17 protein-coding genes and 1 pseudogene are annotated in these 18,647 nt (G+C 70.5%); 1 reads left to right on the plus strand and 17 read right to left on the minus strand.

The features are described 5' to 3' along the window. Positions 1-71: 71 nt before the first annotated feature. From K6T36_RS00520 to K6T36_RS00570, 11 genes and pseudogenes are all read right to left on the minus strand, one after another. Entirely contained in the window at positions 72-1,835 is a 1,764-nt protein-coding gene (locus K6T36_RS00520; RefSeq protein WP_222922125.1) for a Na(+)/H(+) antiporter subunit D, read from the minus strand. Further along, positions 1,835-3,568 carry a proton-conducting transporter transmembrane domain-containing protein gene (locus tag K6T36_RS00525; protein WP_222922126.1) on the minus strand — a complete coding sequence of 578 codons (1,734 nt, stop codon included), beginning with the start codon at positions 3,566-3,568 and terminating at the stop codon, positions 1,835-1,837. Before K6T36_RS00525 ends, K6T36_RS00520 begins: the two co-directional genes overlap by 1 nt. Further along, entirely contained in the window at positions 3,565-5,097 is a 1,533-nt protein-coding gene (locus K6T36_RS00530) for a monovalent cation/H+ antiporter subunit D family protein (RefSeq protein ID WP_222922127.1), read from the minus strand. Before K6T36_RS00530 ends, K6T36_RS00525 begins: the two co-directional genes overlap by 4 nt. Continuing rightward, entirely contained in the window at positions 5,090-5,446 is a 357-nt protein-coding gene (locus K6T36_RS00535) for a cation:proton antiporter subunit C (protein WP_222607510.1), read from the minus strand. The genes K6T36_RS00530 and K6T36_RS00535 overlap by 8 nt, the downstream gene beginning before the upstream one ends. Continuing rightward, a complete protein-coding gene (locus K6T36_RS00540; RefSeq protein ID WP_222922128.1) occupies positions 5,443-5,946 on the minus strand; it encodes an MnhB domain-containing protein in 504 nt (167 codons plus the stop codon). The genes K6T36_RS00535 and K6T36_RS00540 overlap by 4 nt, the downstream gene beginning before the upstream one ends. After that, the gene (locus tag K6T36_RS00545) at positions 5,943-6,476 is read right to left on the minus strand and encodes a DUF4040 domain-containing protein (protein ID WP_222922129.1); all 534 of its coding nucleotides are present in this window, start codon (positions 6,474-6,476) and stop codon (positions 5,943-5,945) included. Before K6T36_RS00545 ends, K6T36_RS00540 begins: the two co-directional genes overlap by 4 nt. Positions 6,477-6,574: 98 nt before the next feature. Then, positions 6,575-6,892 (minus strand): annotated as a pseudogene (mnhG, locus tag K6T36_RS00550) (monovalent cation/H(+) antiporter subunit G); the annotation flags it as partial. Between the two features lie 3 nt (positions 6,893-6,895). Continuing rightward, positions 6,896-7,171 (minus strand): cation:proton antiporter, encoded by a 276-nt coding sequence (locus K6T36_RS00555; RefSeq protein WP_222922131.1) that lies wholly within the window; start codon positions 7,169-7,171, stop codon positions 6,896-6,898. Further along, positions 7,168-8,217: a monovalent cation/H+ antiporter subunit E gene (locus K6T36_RS00560; protein WP_225935148.1), complete on the minus strand. Its 1,050-nt coding sequence runs from the start codon at positions 8,215-8,217 to the stop codon at positions 7,168-7,170. The genes K6T36_RS00555 and K6T36_RS00560 overlap by 4 nt, the downstream gene beginning before the upstream one ends. Before the next feature lie 178 nt (positions 8,218-8,395). Then, positions 8,396-9,592 carry a bifunctional phosphopantothenoylcysteine decarboxylase/phosphopantothenate--cysteine ligase CoaBC gene (gene coaBC / locus K6T36_RS00565; protein WP_222922132.1) on the minus strand — a complete coding sequence of 399 codons (1,197 nt, stop codon included), beginning with the start codon at positions 9,590-9,592 and terminating at the stop codon, positions 8,396-8,398. A gap of 66 nt (positions 9,593-9,658) precedes the next feature. After that, positions 9,659-10,507: an NAD(P)-binding protein gene (locus K6T36_RS00570; RefSeq protein WP_222922133.1), complete on the minus strand. Its 849-nt coding sequence runs from the start codon at positions 10,505-10,507 to the stop codon at positions 9,659-9,661. Between the two features lie 115 nt (positions 10,508-10,622). Here K6T36_RS00570 and K6T36_RS00575 point away from each other — a divergent pair, with 115 nt between their 5' ends. Beyond that, entirely contained in the window at positions 10,623-10,910 is a 288-nt protein-coding gene (locus K6T36_RS00575; RefSeq protein ID WP_222607516.1) for a GYD domain-containing protein, read from the plus strand. A 42-nt stretch (positions 10,911-10,952) separates the two neighbouring features. On the opposite strand, the gene K6T36_RS00580 is transcribed toward K6T36_RS00575, so the two are convergent. From K6T36_RS00580 to K6T36_RS00605, 6 genes are all read right to left on the minus strand, one after another. Next, positions 10,953-12,890 (minus strand): ABC transporter ATP-binding protein, encoded by a 1,938-nt coding sequence (locus K6T36_RS00580; RefSeq protein WP_222922134.1) that lies wholly within the window; start codon positions 12,888-12,890, stop codon positions 10,953-10,955. Between the two features lie 46 nt (positions 12,891-12,936). After that, entirely contained in the window at positions 12,937-13,854 is a 918-nt protein-coding gene (locus tag K6T36_RS00585; RefSeq protein WP_222922135.1) for an AEC family transporter, read from the minus strand. An 82-nt stretch (positions 13,855-13,936) separates the two neighbouring features. Continuing rightward, entirely contained in the window at positions 13,937-14,863 is a 927-nt protein-coding gene (locus K6T36_RS00590) for an ABC transporter ATP-binding protein (RefSeq protein ID WP_222922136.1), read from the minus strand. After that, complete coding sequence (locus K6T36_RS00595; RefSeq protein ID WP_222922137.1) at positions 14,860-16,008, minus strand: FecCD family ABC transporter permease; 1,149 nt, start codon at positions 16,006-16,008, stop codon at positions 14,860-14,862. Before K6T36_RS00595 ends, K6T36_RS00590 begins: the two co-directional genes overlap by 4 nt. Before the next feature lie 95 nt (positions 16,009-16,103). Further along, a complete protein-coding gene (locus K6T36_RS00600) occupies positions 16,104-17,339 on the minus strand; it encodes an ABC transporter substrate-binding protein (RefSeq protein WP_222922138.1) in 1,236 nt (411 codons plus the stop codon). A gap of 92 nt (positions 17,340-17,431) precedes the next feature. Continuing rightward, positions 17,432-18,643, minus strand: a complete 1,212-nt coding sequence (locus K6T36_RS00605) for an ABC transporter substrate-binding protein (protein WP_222922139.1) — start codon at positions 18,641-18,643, stop codon at positions 17,432-17,434. Between the last annotated feature and the right edge of the window lie 4 nt (positions 18,644-18,647).

Below are 18,647 nucleotides of genomic sequence, written 5' to 3' on the forward strand. Positions count from 1 at the left end.
CAGCGGTCGAGTGAGCGTCCCGCGGTACGACGACGCACGGTCGCCGGCGACGCCCGTTCGCGGCCGCCGGCTCACACCAGCAACAGCAGCGCGACGACGACCAGCAACACGACCAGTAGCACGCTCGTTCCGAACCCGGCTCGGAGGTCGACCTCCGTCCGCTCGCGTGCGCCGTTCGTCAACGCGTCGTCGCCGGCGATGACGCCGACCGCGCCGAACCGGTCGAGCGTCCCCGCGGGATCCTTGACGGCACCCGCGATAGCCCCAGAGGTCGCGACGACCGCACGGTCGACGGCCGCGTACAGCTCGGTGACGCCGACGACGAGCGCGCGGGTGCCGTAGAAGCCCGCACGGTTGTACAGCGCGTCCACGTCGGGGACGCGGCCGACCTTCGAGAGCGGCTTCTTCACGATCGCGAAGCCGACCACGCCCAGCGCCGCGAGGATCAGGCCCTCCTGCACGTGGGGAACGGTGTAGGTAGTGTACTCGTAGCTTCCCGTGTCCGGCAGCACCGCGAACAGCGCCGGCGGGTAGAGCCCGAACACGACACAGAGCACGGCGACCGAGCCCATCGCGAGCTTCTGGCCGACGTTCGCCGGGCGCACGTCGTCGCCGCCGTACTCACCGTGGAGGAACACGTAGTACCCCAGCTTGATGAACGAGAGGAAGGTGCCGACCCCGCCCGCCAGCAGCAGGTACCAGATGATGTCGTAGTGCTTCTTGTGCGCGGCCGCGATCACCATCCCCTTCGAGACGAAGCCGTTGAACCCGGGGAAACCCGCGATCGACAGCGCCGCGATCAGGAACGCGACCGCCGTGACGGGGAGGTGCCGCCAGAGGCCGCCCAGCTCCTCCAGGTGTTCCTCGCCGGTGCGGTAGATGACGACGCCGACGGTCATGAACAGCAGGCTCTTGTACAGGATGTGGTTGAACACGTGGCCGAAGGCGCCCGCGGTCGCGAGCGCGCCGCCGAGGCCGACGCCCGCGACCATGTAGCCGACCTGGGACTGGATGTGATACGAGAGGAGCCGGCGCATGTCGCCCTGCAGCAGCGCCATCCCGGCGCCGAAGACGGCCATCAGCGCGCCCATGTACGCAACGGCGATCTCCCCCTCCGGGAACGCCCGGAACATCCCGTACACGCCGGTCTTCGTCGTGTACACGCACAGGAAGACGCTGGCGGCGATGTGCGGACGCGGGTACGTGTCGGGCAGCCACGCGTGCAGGCCGATGAAGCCCACGTTGACGCCGATGCCCACCGCCGCGAGCACGGGGGCGACGACGCCCGCGAGCCCGTCGCCGGTGAACAGGAACGTCCCCGCCGCCACGTAGTGCCAAGCGATCGCCCCGAGCAGGAGCGTGCCGCCGACGCCGTGCAGGAGGGCGTACCGGAAGCCCGCCCGCACCGCGCGGCCGCCGTAGTGCCACACCAGCAGCGTGCTGGTGACGGCCATCAGCTCCCAGAAGAGGATCAGCGTGAGCCAGTCGCCGCCGAAGACGGCGCCGAGGCTCGTGCCGACGTAGCCGAGCGCGAAGGCGGTCTGGCGCTCGTCGGCGCCGCTGGCCCACGAGTACAGCACCGCGATCGCGCCGATGAAGCCGAAGATGACGCCCATCAGCCGCGAGAAGCCGTCCACGTTGAACAGGACGGCGTCGAACCCGAACAACAGCGTCGGGAGGTGCGCGCCGCCGGGCACGAACCACACGTACGGCACGACCGCCGCGGTCGCGAGCACGCCCAGCGCGTGGCCGGCGCGGCGACCCAGCAGCGGGACGACGAGCGCCGCCGCCAGCACGAACAGGAACGGCGGGATCAGCGGGTCGACCGCGACCATCAGACGCTCACCCCCGTGGCGCCCGCGACGATCAGGCGGACGACCCTGAGGAACACCGCGCCGTCGGGGACGATCCCGAGGGCGACCGAGCCGAGGGCGGTGACGAGGATCGGCGCGAGCATGAACCACGTCGACTCGCCGCCGGTCCAGCCGCGGCGCTCCCAGCCGCCGCCGTGGACGTCGCCGTGGCCGTGGGCGTCGGTGTGGTCGTGAGCGTCGCCGTGCCCGTGAGCGTCGGTGTGGCCGTGAGCATCGCTGCTGTCGTGGTCCGCCTCATCGCCGCCGTCGGCGACCGCGTCAGTGTCCGTTCCCGCGTCGTCGGCCGCTTCGGCGGCGGCCGCGCGACCCCACGATAGCCGGCCGCCCAGCGGCCCCTCGACGAGCGGTTTCTCGTCGCTCTCCTCGGGCGACTCGAAGAAGGCGGTGTACACCACCGGCCAGAAGTAGCCGATGTTGAGCACGCCCGAGACGAGCAGCGCGACCGCGAACAGCGTCTCGCCCGCCGAGATCGACCCGATGAGCAGGAAGTACTTGCTCACGAAGCCGGCGACCAGCGGGATGCCGGCCATCCCCGCCGCGGCGACGGCGAAGGCCGCCATCGTCAGGGGCATCCGTCTCCCGATGCCGGCCATGTCGGAGATGTCGTCGGTGTGGGTCTCGACGTGGATCGCGCCGGCGGCGAAGAACAGGGTGATCTTCATGAACCCGTGTGCCGGGATGTGCAGCAGGCCGCCCACCAGCGACGTGGGCGCCAGTACAGCCAGCCCGAGCACGATGTACGACAGCTGGCTCACCGTCGAGAAGGCGAGCCGACGCTTGAGGTTGTCCTGCCTGAGCGCGATCACCGACGCGACGACGAGCGTGAACGCGGCGACCGTCGCCAGCGGGAGCCCCATCCCGAGGTCGCCGACCGTCTCCGGCCCGAACACGTCGAGGACGACGCGCGCGATGCCGAAGACGCCGCTTTTCACGACCGCGACCGCGTGCAGCAGCGCCGACACCGGCGTCGGCGCGACCATCGCGTCCGGCAGCCACGAGTGCAGCGGCATCAGCGCGGCCTTCACGCCGAACCCGGCCGACAGCAGCGCGAACGCCAGGCGGGCGAACATCGGGTCCGCAGAGGCGAGCCCCTCGATGCCGCCGGGCGTGAACGCGACGGTTCCGGTGAGCCAGTAGACGAGCGCGGTCCCCGCCAGCACGGCGACCCCGCCGCCGAAGGTGTACGCGAGGTACTTCCGGGCGGCCGAGCGCGCCTCGTCGGTCTCGTCGTGGGCGACGAGCGGGTACGTCGCCACGGTGAGCAGCTCGTAGAAGACGAAGATCACCAGCAGGTTCGACGCGAACGCGACGCCCACCGCCGCCGACACGCTGGCGGCGAAGGCGGCGAAGTAGCGCGTCTGGGCGTGTTCGTCGAGCCCGCGCATGTAGCCGATGCTGTAGCTGCTGGTGACGATCCACAGGAAGCTCGCGAGCAGCGCGAAGAGGATGCCCAGCGCGTCGGCCTCCAGCGCGAACCGGGCGCCGGGGAGGAACGATCCCAGATCGGTGACGTACGTGTCGCCGGCGAGGACGCCGGGGACCATGCTGGCGACGATGCCGAACTTCGCGAGCGCCGCGACCGCGGTCCACGACTCGCGGAGGTTCGGCCGGCTGCCCGACAGCAGGATCGGTCCGACGGCGACGGCGGAGACGAGCACGGCCGCGAGCGGTCTGAGTGAGGTAATATCGGTCATGAGAGGAGCACCTCGACGGTCGGGGCGAGGGCGGATTCATATGCCGGGACGGCCGCCCCGAGGCCGACGGCGAGCAGCGCCGCCGCGAGGACGGCGGCGACCATACCGAGCGAGACGCCGCGGTCGGCGAGCGTGTCGCCGACATCGCCCGCGTCGCGTCCGTCACCGCCGTCGGCGACGGCGGCGTCGGCGTCGGCAGCCGAACCGGTCCCCGCGGGCGCCTCGCGGAAGAACATCCGTTCGAGCAGGCGCGCGAAGTACGCGAGCGTCAACAGCGTCGACAGGAGGATGACGATCGCGAGCCCCCACGCGCCCGCCTCCAGGGTGCCGACGACGATGTACCACTTGCCGAAGAAGCCGATCGCCGGCGGCACGCCCACCATCCCGAGCGCGAGCGTCCCGAAGCCGGCGGCGGCGACGGGCATCCGCGAGCCGAGCCCGTCGTAGTCGGCGACCGAACGGCCGCCGACGCCGGTGGCGACCAGCCCGGCCGCGAGGAACAGCCCGCCCTTCATCACCGCGTGGCCCACGAGGTGGACCGCAAGCCCGACCAGCGCCGTCGCGTTCGTCACCGACAGCGCGGCGACGACGAGCCCGAACTGCGACACCGACGAGTACGCGAGCATCCGCTTGATGTTCGTCTGGGAGACGGCCAGGCCGCTCCCGACGACGATGCTGACGGCCGCGGTCGCCGCCAACAGCGGGCGCGCGAACGCGACCGCGTCCAGGAACTCCGGCGTGAACACCGTGAGCACGATCCGGACGAGGGCGTACGCGCTCACCGTCGACACGAGCGAGGCGATGAGCGCGCTCACTGAGTCGGGCGCGCCCGCGTACGCGTCGGGCTGCCAGGTGTGCAGCGGGAACATCGCGACCTTGACGAACAGCCCGACGACGACGAACGCGAACGCCGCCCGAACCAGCGGCGACCCGTAGCCGACTGCAGCGAGCTCGGTCGACAGGTCGGCCATGTTCAGCGTCCCCGTCGAGATGTACGCGTAGCCGACGCCCAGCAGGTAGATGGCGGCGCCGAACGTGCCCACGAGGAGGTACTTCAGGCCGGCGACCGCCGAGCGTCCGCCCTCGCCGCTGGCGACGAGCGCGTAGGCGGTCAGGCCGGTGATCTCGAGGAAGACGTACATGTTGAACGCGTCCCCGGTGATCGACATCCCCGTGAGCCCGGTGACGAGCAGGAGATACGTCGAGTAGAAGCGGTTCGAGCGGGGCCCGGCGCGGCGCGCGTACGCGAGCACGCCCAGCGCGACGACCGCGACGAGCACGACCATCGACGCCGACAGGCCGTCGACGAGCAGCTCGATGCCGTACGGGATCGTGAAGTCGCCGACCGCGTAGCTTCCGGGGGCGCCCGAGAGGCCGTCGGCCGCGAACGCGACCGCGCCGGCGACCTGCACGGACAGCGTCGCCGCCGCGACGTACCAGCCGGAGCGGCCCCAGCGGATCCCCGCCAGCAGCGACACCAACGACCCCAGGATCGGGAGGACGACGAGCAGCGCGGGAAGGTCACTCACCGTCGTTCACCTCCGCGATCAGGTCCGCGCGAAGCGTCCCGTACTCCCCGTAGATGCGCACGATGAGCCCCAGCGCGACCGCGGTGAGGCTCACCCCGACGACGATGGCCGTCAGGATGAGCACGTGCGGCAGCGGGCTCACGTACGGGCCCGGCTCGGACAGGAGCGGCGCGGACGCGCCGGTCACGTACGCCGAGGCGATGAAGAACAGGAAGATCCCCGTCTGGAAGACGTTCATCCCGATCACCTTCTTGACGAGGTTTCGGTCCCCGATCAGCATGTGGGCGCCGATCCCGAGGAGGAGGAACGCGACGACGAAGTACGCCCGGTCGACGAGCACGTCGATCATTCCTCCACCTCCTCGGCCTCGTCCGTCGCGTGGCCGGCCGCCAGCGCGAAGAACAGGCCGACGACGGTGCCGGAGACGATGATCCCGATCCCGACCTCGACCAGCTCGATGCCGTACTTGCTGGAGTGGGACACCGGGATCGCGGCGTATTCGAGGAACGCACCGCCGGAGGCGACCGCGGCGAGTCCGATCCCCATGAACAGCGCGACGCCGGAGACGACCAGCGCCGTCAGGAACGACGACGAGAGCCAGTCGCGGGTCGGGCCGACGCCGAAGGCGATGGCGATCATCAGGATCACCGTTCCGACGATGACGCCGCCCTGGAAGCCGCCGCCGGCGGAATCGGCGCCGTGGAACATCACGAACGCGCCGAGCGTGAACACGAACGGCGCGACGACCCGGACGGTCGCCATGATGATCGGGCTCTCGACGTACGGGCGGGCGGGGCCGTCGCCGACGGCGAACTCGTCGTCGCCGTCTGCGGTCGACGGCGAACTCATGCCAACACCCCCCGGTCGAGCACGACCAGCAGTCCCATGAGCGCGGCGAAGACGACGACCGCCTCGCCGAGGGTGTCGAACCCGCGGTAGGCCGCAAGCACCGCCGTCACGGCGTTCTCGACCTCGGTCTCCGTGTAGGCGTTCTCCAGGTAGTAGTTCGTCACCCGGGAGGTCGCCACCGGCGTCGACGCCGACCCGACCGCCGGCAGCGCCGACAGCGTCGTCGCCAGCGCGGCCACGAGCAGCCCGGAGACGCCGAGCGCCCTCACGTCGATGTCGACGAACAGGTCGTCGCCGGCGGGCCTGACGGTCTTGGCGATCGTCAACAGGAACAGCACCGTCGTGACGCCGGCGCCGACGGCGGCCTCGGTCAGCCCCACGTCCGGCGCGCGCAACAGCAGCCAGACGACGGCGATACCCAGGCTGTAGGCGGCGAAGGCGATGATCGACGCGAGCACGTCGCGAAGCAGCGCCGTCGCGAGCGCACAGCCGAGCACGAACGCCAGGATCGCCCACTCGACGGGCGTCACCGGCGCTCACCCCCGTCGGTGGCGGCGCCGTCGGGGTCGCCGTCGGCGAGATCGCGACCGGCGTCCGCCGCGTCGGCGGCGGGCGCGTCGGCCTCGTCGGCGTCCCCGTCGGCGTCCTCGACGGTCCACGGTTCGATGCCCTGATCCGCGGCCGCCCGCGTGATGGCGTGGGCGGCGGTCGGGTTGGTGATGAACATGAAGACGATCAACAGCACGAGCTTGAGCGTGTCGACGCCCGCATCGAGCGCGAGCGCGGCCGCCCCGAGCGTGAGGACCGCCCCGAGCGTGTCGCTCTTGGAGGCGCTGTGGGTCCGAGTGTAGAGATCCGGCAGCCGTATCAGGCCGACCGCGGCGACGACCCCGAAGAAGAGGCCGCCCGCGAGCAGCGCGATCACGGCCGCCTCGACGACGGTCACCATCTACAGCACCCCCCCGCGCTCGACGGTGAACTTCGAGATCGCGATGCTCATCAGGAAGTTGAGCAGCGCGTACACGAGCGCGATGTCGAGCGCGCCCGGCGTGTCGGTCGCCGCGGCGAACAGGGCCGCGATCACGACCGTGTTCGAGCCGACGACGTTCACCGCGATGACGCGGTCCTGCATCGTCGGGCCCTTGACCGCGCGATACAGCACCACGATCGAGACGAGCACGAACCCCGCGGCAGCCGTCAACAGCGCGTCGGCGACGAGCGTCACTCCTCCACCTCCTCGCGTTCGCTCGGCGTCGGACGGCGGGCGGCCGAACGGCCGTAGAAGACGAACCGAACGGCCCGTTCGAGCTTCCCGTCGAGCAGGTCCTCGCGGGCGCCGGCGGTCAGCGAGTGGATGGTGAAGTGCCGACGCTCCACGTCGACGGTCAGGGTCCCGGGAGTGAGGGTGATGCTGTTCGCCAGCGTCGCCGCGGGGACGGTCGACCACACGTCCGCGTCGAACTCGACCACCTTCGGGTCGATCGGCAGCGACGGGTGCAACACGACGTACGCTATCTGGAGGTTCGCCTTCGCGATCTCCCACAGCAGGAAGACCGCATACAGGCTCAGCCGGCCGAACTGAACGGCCAGCCGTCGCGGCTCGACCGCGCCGGTGAAGGAGACGTGCCACAGCGTGGCGGCGACCGCGCCGGCCGACGCCGCGCCCGTAAGGAGGTTGTACGGCGTGAGCGACCAGCCGGCGAGGAACAGGTAGAACCCGGCGGACAGGCCGAACAGCAGCAGGAACTGCCCGACGCCGGACCGACGGACGAGCCGTCCCCGCCGAGTTTCGCGCTCGACCGTGGCCTCCTCGACATCGAGCCCGGTTCCCTTGATCTCCCACTCCAGCGCCGGCAGCAGCGGCGTCGCGCCGGTCGGACGGTACTCGGGGTCGAGCACGACCCGGCGCACGCCCCTCTCGTCGGCGTACTCGGCGATCGCGTCGGCGTAGTCGCCGGGGCTGAACAGGTACTCGTCGGCGCCGACGACCGCGGTCTCGACGGACACCAAGTCGCCGTTGTCGCCCCGGTCCTCCTCGACCCACAGCTCGATCCGTTCGAGCAGGTCGTTCGCCCGGTCGTACTCGTCGCCGACCGCGCCGCGGCTCGACAGCGGGAACACGAAGTGAAGCGTCGACGGCTCGCCGGACTCGACGGCCTGTCGGACGACGAACCCGACCGTGTTCCGGAGCGTGCTGGACTCCTCGACGGGAACCACGATATCGCCGGATGGCGGGGCATCCTCGGCGGATGCGGCGTCGCCGTCCGTCACGGCGTCCCCTCCGGTTCGAGGCGGGCGGCCCGGTCGGCGCGGGTGCGTCGGCGGTAGCTGGTTGGCATCACTGGCTGTTGTGCCGTCGTTGGAATGAGCGGATCAAAACCGTTGTGATCCCGCGTACGCGAGAGCGCGACCACGGGTGTCGATCGTCAGCCGATCACGGGCGCCGATCTCACCCGAGCACGGCCGCGAGTTCGTCGGCGACGCGGAGCCCGAGTCCGAGCTTCGACCCCCGGTAGGCGTCGACCCCTTCCCCCTCCGGGCGCACGACGAGCGCCCGCGTGTCGGCCGACCCCATCACGCTCGCGTCGTTGGCGACGACGAACGCGAGGCCGACCCGATCCAGCGTCTCGCGCGCCTTCGCGGCGAGCGCGTCGTCGTCGCCGCCGGGTTCGGCCTTGAACCCCACGAGCGGGAGGTCGGGATACTCCTCCCGAACCGTATCGAGCAGCTTCGGCGTCGGCGTCAACTCCAGCGACAGCGACTCCGCACCCGAGCGGATCTTCCCCTCGGACGCCTCGACGGTGTAATCGGCGATGGCCGCCGCCGAGATCAGCGCGTCGGCGTCCGCACAGGCCTCGACGGCCGCGTCGGTCATCTCCGCGGCCGACTCCACGTCGACCACCTCGACGTGGGGAAGCTCCTCGACCTCGGACGCGCGAGGGGCGTCCGCGTCGTGGAGCAGGGTCACCTCGGCCCCGCGGGCGACGAGCGCGCGAGCGACCGCCCGCCCGGTTCGCCCCGACGCGCGGTTCGTGAGCACGCGCACGTCGTCGACCGCCTCGCTGGTCGCGCCCGAGGTGACGACGACCCGCTCGCCCGCCAGCGGTCGGTCGCCTGCCGTTCGCGCGGTCGCCGTGACGATCGCTCCCTCGGTGGCGATCTTCGCCTTCCCCTCCTCGATGCGCGGGTCGACGAACTCGACGCCCCACGACTCGACGCGGTCGATCGCGTCCAGCACCCCGGGATGGTCGTACATCGGCTCGTGCATCGCGGGCGCGCACACGACCGGCACGTCCGCCCCCAGCGCGGTCGTCGCGCACGTCGTGACCGGCGTGTCGTCGACGGCGGCCGCGATCTTCCCGACGGTGTTGGCGGTCGCCGGCGCGAGCAGCAACACGTCCGCCCAGCCGTCGCGTCCGCACAGCTCGACGTGCTCGACGCTCCCGGTGATCTCGGTGACGACATCGTGCTCGGTCGCGAACTCGACGGCCCACGGGTGGACGATCCCCGTCGCGGCGTCGGTCATCACCGCGCGGACCGAGGCGCCGTGGCGGCGAAGCTCGTGGGCCAGTTCGACCACCTTCACGGCCGCGATGGAGCCGGAGACGCCGAGCGCGACGTCGGTGTCGGCGAGAAGGTCGCTCATTACCGGGGTGCTTGGCGGGTACGGGTGGTAAATCCTCGCGGTGTGACTCGGCCGACCGCTGTCGCGTCAGTCGTCGCTCTCGATCGGCCCGTCGCCGCCACTGCCACCGTCGCTGTCGCCACCGCCACCGTCATCGTACCACTCTGGGTCGACCCGGCCGAGGTCGTCGTCGACGAGGCTCGGGTGGGTGCGCTGGCGTTCCGGGTGCTCCTCTGCAAAGTAGGCCCGCATCGTCTCCCGGGACTCGGCGGCGCGGCGCTCCTGTTCGGCGGCCGTGATCTCCTCACAGCCCGGCGGCACCTCGCGCCCGCGGTCGGTGAAGTACCCCTCGGGGACGACCCAGTCGTGGTAGAAGGGGACCTCGGCGTCGTGGAGCAGGGTGATCGCCGCCTCGGCGCCGTGGCCCGCGGCGACGACCGCCTGGTGATAGCGCTCGGCGATCCGACCGGCGGCGTACACGCCGTCGACGGAGGTGCGACTGAGCGCGTGCTCCTGCGCGTAGCGCTTGCTCCCGGCGTCGCGAGCCTCGACGCCGAGGCCGTCGAGGTAGTCGAGGTCCGACCAGGACGCCGCGACGACCCGCGCGGCCGTGACCGCGGTGCCGTCGTCGACTGCGGCGGTGAACGCGTCGATCTCGCCGGTGACCCCCTCGACGTGCCCGGCCCGGATCTCGGCCCCGTTGCGCTCGGCCTGGTCGCGCAGCATGTCCGCGAACAACCGGGGGTTCACGCCCGCCGGGAAGCCGGGCACGTTCTCCAGATGGGCGTTGCGTCGGAGGATCGACTCGTCGCCGTCGACGACGAGCGTCGCGAGGTCGGCGCGCGCGAGGAACGTCGCCGCGGTGAGGCCGGCGACGCCGCCGCCCACGACGAGCGCGTCGTAGTCTGCGTCCGTGTCGAGCGTCGTGTCGGGCATGGCCGACAGGTCAGTTCACGCCGGCTTCAGTACCACGATCCGTCCCGCCGTGGCGGATTCCATCGGTCGTGGGAGCGTGGGAACGCCTTTCGGCGCGAGTCCCCTATCGTGAGGTATGCCTACGTACACCGTGCTCGCCGACGCCAACGAGACGCAGTTCCAGAACCCGCAGGAACTGGTGTCGATCTGGGGCGACATCCGCGAGGACATCGAACGACTCGGGGGCGAGCTCGGCGAAAGCTATGCGCTCATCGGCGAGTACGACTTCCAGCTCACGTTCGAGGTCGAAGACGAGGATGCGGCCCTCCAGATCGCGATCGCCATCGAGGGACACGGGCTGGACACCGAGACGATGCGCGCGGTCCCGATCGAGCGCATGGGCGAACTCGTCGAGGACGTCTGACCCTCGGCGTCGACGCTGCCACTACCCGGCCACCGCCGTGGCTCAGTCGTCGTCGCCTGCGGGGCCCGGAAGCGTCTCGGCCTGCCGCTCGCGCGCCCGCTCGACGAACTCCTCCGGGAGCGACTCGATCTCGCCGGCCTGGACGCCCCAAAGCTTCGCGTACAGCCCGTCGGCGGCCAACAGCTCCTCGTGGCCGCCGCGCTCGACGACCTCGCCGCCCTCCAACACGAGCACCTCGTCGGCGTCCTTCACCGTCGAGAGCCGGTGGGCGATGACGAACGTCGTCCGGTCCTCCGCGAGGCGGTCGAGACTGCGCTGGATCAGCAGCTCGGTCTCCGTGTCGACGGCGGAGGTCGCCTCGTCGAGGACGAGCACGTCCGGGTCCTGGAGGACGACGCGGGCGATGGACAGGCGTTGGCGCTGGCCGCCCGACAGCTTCACGCCGCGCTCGCCGATCCGGGTGCCGTACCCCTTCGGGAGGTTCGTGATGAACTCGTGGGCCTCCGCCGCCTTCGCGGCATCGCGAACCGCCCCGTCGTCCGCGTCGAAGCGCCCGTATCGGATGTTCTCAGCGACCGTCCCGTCGAAGAGGTAGGTGTCCTGGCTGACGTAGCCGACCGACTCGCGGAGGCTCCGAAGCGTCACATCGCGCACGTCGTGGCCGTCGATCCGGACGGCGCCGTCGTCCACGTCGTACAGCCGCATGAGCAGCTTCAGCAACGTCGATTTCCCGGCGCCCGTCGGCCCCACGAGCGCGACCGTCTCGCCCGGATCGACCGCGAAGTCGATGTCCCGGAGGACGAGGTCGTCCTCGTCCTCGTAGCCGAAGTCGACGTGGTCGTATTCGATCGCACCCTCCAGGTCGTCGAGGGCGACCGCGTCTGGCGCCTCGGTGACCTCCGCCGGGATGTCCTGGAGACCGAACACGCGCTCGCATGAGGCTTTGGCGTTCTCGTACTGCGAGACGATGTTCGACACCTCCGCCAGCGGCGTGACGAACCGCTGGGTGAGAAACAGGAACGTGACGAAGGTACCGGCCCGAAGCTCGCCGGTCAGCGGTCCCGGCGCGGTGCCGGAGACGATCCACAGGCCGCCCACGACGAACGTCGCCGCGAACGCGATCCCGGCGAACAGCTCCATCCCCGGCCGGTAGACGTAGTTGAGACGAAGCATCGCGAGCGTCTTGCGGAAGTAGTCGTAGGAGGTGTCCTCGACGCGGCTCGTCTCGTAGTCCTCGGTGCCCGTGGTCTTCACCAGCTGGATGCCCCCCAGGGCGTTCTCCAGGCGGGTGTTGAGGTCGGCGACGGCCTCGCGCTGGGCGGCGTAGCGCGGCTCGACGGCCTTCATGAACCAGTAGGTGAACAGCACCATCCCGGGGACGACGACGAGGGTGACGAGCGCGAGTTGCGCGTTGCGCTCGAACAGGACGATCCCGATCCCGAGCAGCATCACGCCGAGGCGCACGGAGTTCTGGAGCGCGTCGTCGAGGAAGCGTTCGAGGTTCGTCGCGTCGTTGTTGAGGACGGACATGACCTCCCCGGTCTGCTTGTCGTCGAAGAACGTCATGTCCAGGTCCTGCATCTTCGCGTAGGAGTCGGTCCGCACGTCGTGCATGACGCGGTGGGCGAAGTTGTTCGCGGAGACGCCGTACACCCACGTCAGCGCCGCGGTGACGGCGAACGAGCCGACGATCAGCCACGCGGAGAACCAGAACTGCGCCACGTCGGGCGCGGTCGTCGGGAGCCACGCGGCGGGCACCAGCGGCAGCGTGTACGGCTGGTCGCCGGTGAACGCGGCGTCGATGGCGACGCCCAGCACCAGCGGCGGCAGCAGGCTCGCCCCCCGGGCGATCACGTTGGCGGTCATGCCGACGAGGAGCCACGGCCACTTGTCGAGCCCGTACTCCGTGAACAGGCGGTACAGCGGCCGATCGACGCGGTCGCGATACACGTCGAAGGCGCTCTCCTCCTCGGTACTCATTACGAATCGAAACCCGCGGGGGCGACTTAGGCGAACCGGTGTCGCATCAGGGACCGACCAGCCACAACACGGGCAACAGCGTCGCCGCCGAGGCGACCGTCGTCGCGAACACGTTGACCGACGCGAGCCCGTCGTCGCCGCCGAGCGCGCTGGCGTACACGAACGTCGAGACGGCCGTCGGCATCGCGAACATGACGGCGCCCGCGCGGACCGTCGAGGGGTCGCCGCCGAGCCCGGAGAACACCGCGAAGGCGATCAGCGGCATCGCGATCAGCTTCGTCCCCGCCACCGCGCCGACGGTCGGGTAGTCGATGGAGACGCCCTCGAGCACGAGCGACGACCCGACGCCCAGCAGCGCGATCGGCAGCGCCAACTCGGCGGCCCAGGACAGCCCCGTCGCGACCGCCGCCGGCGGCGCCCACCCGACGGCAGCCGAGGCGAGGCCGGCGGAGAGGGCGACGAGAACCGGGTTGCGGAGGAGCGAGACGGCCTCGCTCGCGAGGTCCGCGTCGGCGTCGTTCACGAGCGAGAGGATCGTCACCGTCGCGGGCACGTGGACGAGCGCGCCGACGCCGAGGATCACGCTCGCCTTCCCCGCCTCGACGGCGCCCGCGCCGAACGTCGCGGCGACGAGCGGGAGGCCGAGGAACCCGAGGTTCGCGTGGTAGGACTGAACGACCGCGACGCTGCGGGCGGCGGCGTCCGACCGCCGTCGGTGGACGAGCCAGCTCAGGCCGATGCCGACCGCCAGCGCGCCGACCACGCCCGCGACGAGGCGGACCGACAGCACCTCCCCGAGCGGCTGCGCGTACGTCGAGCTGTACACCAGCGCGGGCAACGCGAGGTAGAAGGCGGCGTCGGTGAGCGCGTCCCGGCGACGCGGCGTCAGCAGCCCGATCCTCCGGGCGGCGACGCCGGCGGCCAGCAGGGCGAGCATGAACGCGAGGTTCGAGGCGACGGACACGGGAGTCGGCGGCACTCGGCGAGGCCGACGGTTTACGGTTGCGTTCCCGGCGAAGAAGGCGGTCGGACGTCGGCGCCGCGGCTCACTCGTCGATCGCCCGCCGCGGGGTGACGCGGGGGCCGTTCGGGCCGAAGCCGACCTCGGCCTCGACGCCGAACACGTCCCGGAGGAGGTCCTCGGTGACGACCTCGTCGGGCGGCCCCCACTCGTAGGGCTCGCCGTCCCGGAGCGCGATGAGGTTGTCGGCGAACCGGGCCGCCTGCCCGAGGTCGTGGAGCACCACGCAGACGGTGACGCCGTGGTCCTCGTTCAGATCGCGGACGGCGTCGAGCACGCGGAGCTGGTGGTGGAGATCGAGGAAGGTGGTCGGCTCGTCCAGCAGGAGCGCGTCCGTCTCCTGTGCGAGCACCATCGCGAGCCACGCGAGCTGCGCCTGCCCGCCCGAGAGACCGCCGACCTGCCGGTCGGCGAGGTGTTCGACGCCGACGCGCTCGATGGCGCGGTCGACCGCGCGGTAGTCCTCCTCGCGCATCCCCTCGAAGAACCTCCGGTGCGGGTAGCGGCCGTGGGTCGCCAGCTCGCGAACCGTCGTCGACTCGGGGGCGACGTGTTCCTGCGAGAGCAGGCCGAGCCGTCGCGCCAGCTCGGTCGTGGCGAACTCCTCCACGTCGCGCCCGCCGAACGTCACCGCGCCCCGGTCGGGGCTCAGTTCCGCGTTCATCGCCTTCAGCAGCGTCGACTTCCCGCTGCCGTTGGGCCCGATCAGCGCGGTGATCTCGCCCGCCGGAACCTCCAGCCGTTCGGCCTCGACGACGGGCTCGTCGTCGCCGTACGACAGCGCGATGTTCCTGATCGACAGCGGCGGCGAGTCCTCGGGTGACTCCCCCGCCGTCGCGCTCGCGTCCGCGCTGCCCGCGTCCACCGAGTCGCCGGCGGCGTCGACGGTGTCGGCGTCGGCGGTTTCGGCGGCGTCGGTGCCATCGGCGGACGGTGTATCGTCGGCGCTCATAGGTCCCCCAACCCGTCCTGCTTTCGCATCAGGTACAGGAAATACGGGCCGCCGATGAGTCCCGTGACGATACCGACCGGAAGTTGTGCGGGCGAGAGCGCGAGCCGGGCGCCCACGTCCGCGAGGGTGACGAGCGCGGGGCCCGCGAACACGCAGGCGACGACGAGGCGCTTGTAGTCCGAGCCGACGAGCTGCCGGACCATGTGCGGGACGATGAGGCCGACGAACCCGACGATGCCGGCGATGGCGATGGCCGTCCCGGCCGCGAGCACCGCGACCGCCGAAAGCGCGAAGCGAACGCGTTCGACGGACATCCCGAGCGACCGGGCCGTCCGTTCGCCCAGCAGGAGGACGTTCAGCTGTCTGGCCCCGACGAGGGTGAGCGGCACCGCGATGAACGTCCACGGGAGCGCCATCCGCACCTGCTCCCAGTCCACGCCCGTCAGCGACCCGGTCGTCCAGGCGATGGCCGACTGGACGACGCCCAGGTCGTCCGCGAAGAAGAACAGCGCCGTCTGAAGCGAGCCGAACACTGTCGAGACGATGACGCCCGCGAGCACGAGCCTGACGGGATTGGTTCCGCCCTTCCACGCGATCGCGTACACCAACAGGAACGCCACCGCGCCCCCGCCGGCGGCGATCAGGGGGAGGACCGCCGTGAGCCCGCTGAACACGATGAGCGTCAGCAGGATCGCCAGTCCGGCCCCCGAGGAGACCCCGAGGATGAACGGGGACGCGAGCTCGTTGCGCGTCACAGCCTGAAACACCGCGCCCGAGACCGCCAGGTTCGCGCCGACGATGACGCCGACGATCACCCGCGGCATCCGGATCTGCCAGACGATCAGCGTCTCCTTCGGGAGGTCGACGGCCGCCGTCGAGAACCCGAGCGCGCTCGCGACCCCGTTGCCGAACCCCTCGCCGAGGAACAGCCGCAACAGTACCTGCGGGTTCGTCCACACGAGCGGGTCGAACACGGCGCCCCACGCCGTCGTGACCGACATCGTGAACGCGCCGAAGCTCACCTGCACGAGCCCGGAGATCACGACGACGATCGTGCTGGCGGCGATCGTCGTCAACAACGACGAATCGACCCACGAGAACGGGCCATCGAGTTCCGGAACCGCCTCGCCTACCTCACTCGCCACTCCGATCCCTCCGTCCGAACATGTGTTTTAGGTCGCCCTAACTGTTAAAAAGGGTGTCGAACCGTCCGGCTACTCGACAGCGGACGTTCCGGCCATCAAACGTCGCCCGCGACGATGTCGCGCACGCGCTGGCGGTCGAACAGCTGCCGTTCCTCGGGCACCTCGGGGAACGACTCGGGGTCGAACTCGCCGAACTCCTCGGGGTACAGCTGTTGGGCCTTCATCTCCGTCTGGAGGAGGTTGACGATGGGTCCCTGTTCGCCGAACGCGCCGGGGTAAACGCGTCCGTTCTGTACGGCGGTGAGCTGACCGCCGACGCCGTCCTCCTCCATCGGCCGGACGTACTGTTCGCGGAACGCCTCCGCGGAGAAGCCGTCGGCGTCCGGTCCGGTGGTGCCGATCCCCCAGTGGACGATGATGATCTCCGGGTCGACCTCCAACAGTTGCTCGTAGTCGGCCTCCCCGGCCGCCTCCATGTCGGTCGAGAAGGCGCTCTTCACGTCGAGGTCGCGGTACGGCTTCATCTCGTACCCCTCGTCCTGCGTGTGCAGGGGGTAGAACACGCCCTTCTCCGGGTTCGAGCCGCCGTTGATCAGGCCGATCTCGGGGCGCTCCTCCTCGGGCGGCAGCCGCGACTGCACCTCCGCGAGCAGCTCGTCGTGCAGGTCGACGAACGCCTCGTATCGCTCCCGTTCCTGGAACGCCTCGGCGAGCCGCTCGAAGGCGCCGTAGAGACTGTAGAGCTTGTAGTCGTGGAACTCCCGGCGGCGGCGACAGTTGTTCCCGAAGAACGGCGCGACGTTCTCGCGGATCTCCTCGGTGTCGGACTCGTCCCAGTCGTCGTCCCACCCCGTGTCGTGGAGGTAGTTGGGGTCCATGAGGATCACCTCGGGGTCGAGTTCGTAGAAGACCTCCTTGCTCCAGCCCCCGCCGCTCCAGTTCGCCAGCGCCGTCAGGTCCTCCTGCGGGGGAACGTCCAGCCCGAACGGCTCGAAGAAGAACCCCGGGATCATGTTGCCCGCGGTGAGGAACCCCTCGCGCCGGCCGAGCGCGAACGCCATGTCCGCCCAGCCGCCGTTGTAGCACAGCCACGTCTCGGGCACGCCCTCGAACTCGACCTCGCCGACCGGGACGATCGACGCAGTGTACGACTCGTCCGACGCCGTGGACTGCTCGGTCTCCGAAGCGCCGTCGCCGTCGGCGGTCGTCTCGGACCCGCCCTCGTCGGCGGTCGTCTCGACCGCGCCGCCGCTGCCGCCCGTGCAACCCGCGAGGCCGGCGCCGAGCGCGGCGCCGACCGTGCCGATGAACTGCCGTCTGTGTCGTGTCACGGTTTTAGGCTAGCCTAAAAAATTGAAAAGGGTGTCGGTTCGTCCGTCGAGATCGGTAAGGAAACCGAACGTTGCGTCGGTGTACGGCCGGTTCAGGCCTCGCCGGTGATCGCGGCCGACAGTTCGGCCCGCGAGAACAGCTCGCCGGAGAACCGGTCGGGGAAGTACAGCGTCGCGAACCGTTCGAGGTTGAACAGGTGCTGGAGCGGGCCCTGGTAGATGGGGCCGCCGCGGAACACGCGCCCCTCCCGGACGGCGGTCAGCTCGGAGGCGACGGAGTGCTCCTCCATGAACGAGACGACGGTGTCGCGGAACTCCTCCTCGGTCTTGCCCTCGTGGCCGCGGACGAGGATCGAGTCGGGATCGACCTCCAGCATCGTTTCGAAGTCGATCTGGCCGCGGTCGTTCGTCGAGAGCCCCTCGACGCCGGTGCCCGCCAGCGCGTCGGACAGACCCAGGTCGTGGAACTGCTTCTTGTTCGTCCCCTGCCCGGAGAGCCGGTACGGCGAGAACGCCTCGGGCTCGTTGCCGGCGCCGAAGCACAGCAGCGCGTTCGGGCGCCGGTCCGGAGCCGGCAGCGACGCCTGCACGTCGGCGATCAACCGGTCGTGGACCGCCTTGACGGCCTCGTAGCGATCGACGCGGTCGAAAACCTGTGCGACTTTCTCGAACGCTCCGTACAGGGTGTAGTAACGGTAGTCGTGCCAACTGTCCGTTCGGCGGAAGATCGTGTTGCCGACGAACGGACCCACGTCCTCGACGACGGTGTCGATGTCCGACCGCTCAAGTTTGAAGAACCCGTTGTTGATCAGCCACTGCGGGTCGATCAGGTGGACGTCGCTGTCGAGTTCGTAGAACAGCTCGCGGTCGATGGCGTAGGAGTCGCCGAGCAACTGCGTCGGCTCGCTCGCGACGGTCACGCCGTCGAGGTCGTCGTAGTGGTCGGTGTGGAAGCGCGCGGTGTTGCCGACCGCGAGCAGGTCCTCGCCCTTCCCGAGCGCGACGCCCATGTCCGCGTAGCCGGACTCGTAGGCCGAGAACGTCTCCGGAACCTCCTCGAACGTCACGTCGCCGACGGGCGCCATCGACACGGTGTAGCTCGTGTCCTCGGGCGTGCTCGTCTCCGTCTCGGAGTCCGACCCCGACGAGGCGGTCGGCGTCGACCCGTCGCCGGTCGTCTCGGTGCCCTCCGAGCCGCTTCCGCCGGAACAGCCGGCGAGGAAGCCGCCCGCGGCGACCGCGCCGCCGTACATCACGTAATCCCTGCGCGACATGGAGCCGTCGTCTCCGTGCTGGTCGTCCATACTC

The sequence above is a fragment of the Halobaculum roseum genome (genome assembly GCF_019880245.1).
Taxonomy (GTDB): Archaea; Halobacteriota; Halobacteria; order Halobacteriales; family Haloferacaceae; genus Halobaculum; species Halobaculum roseum.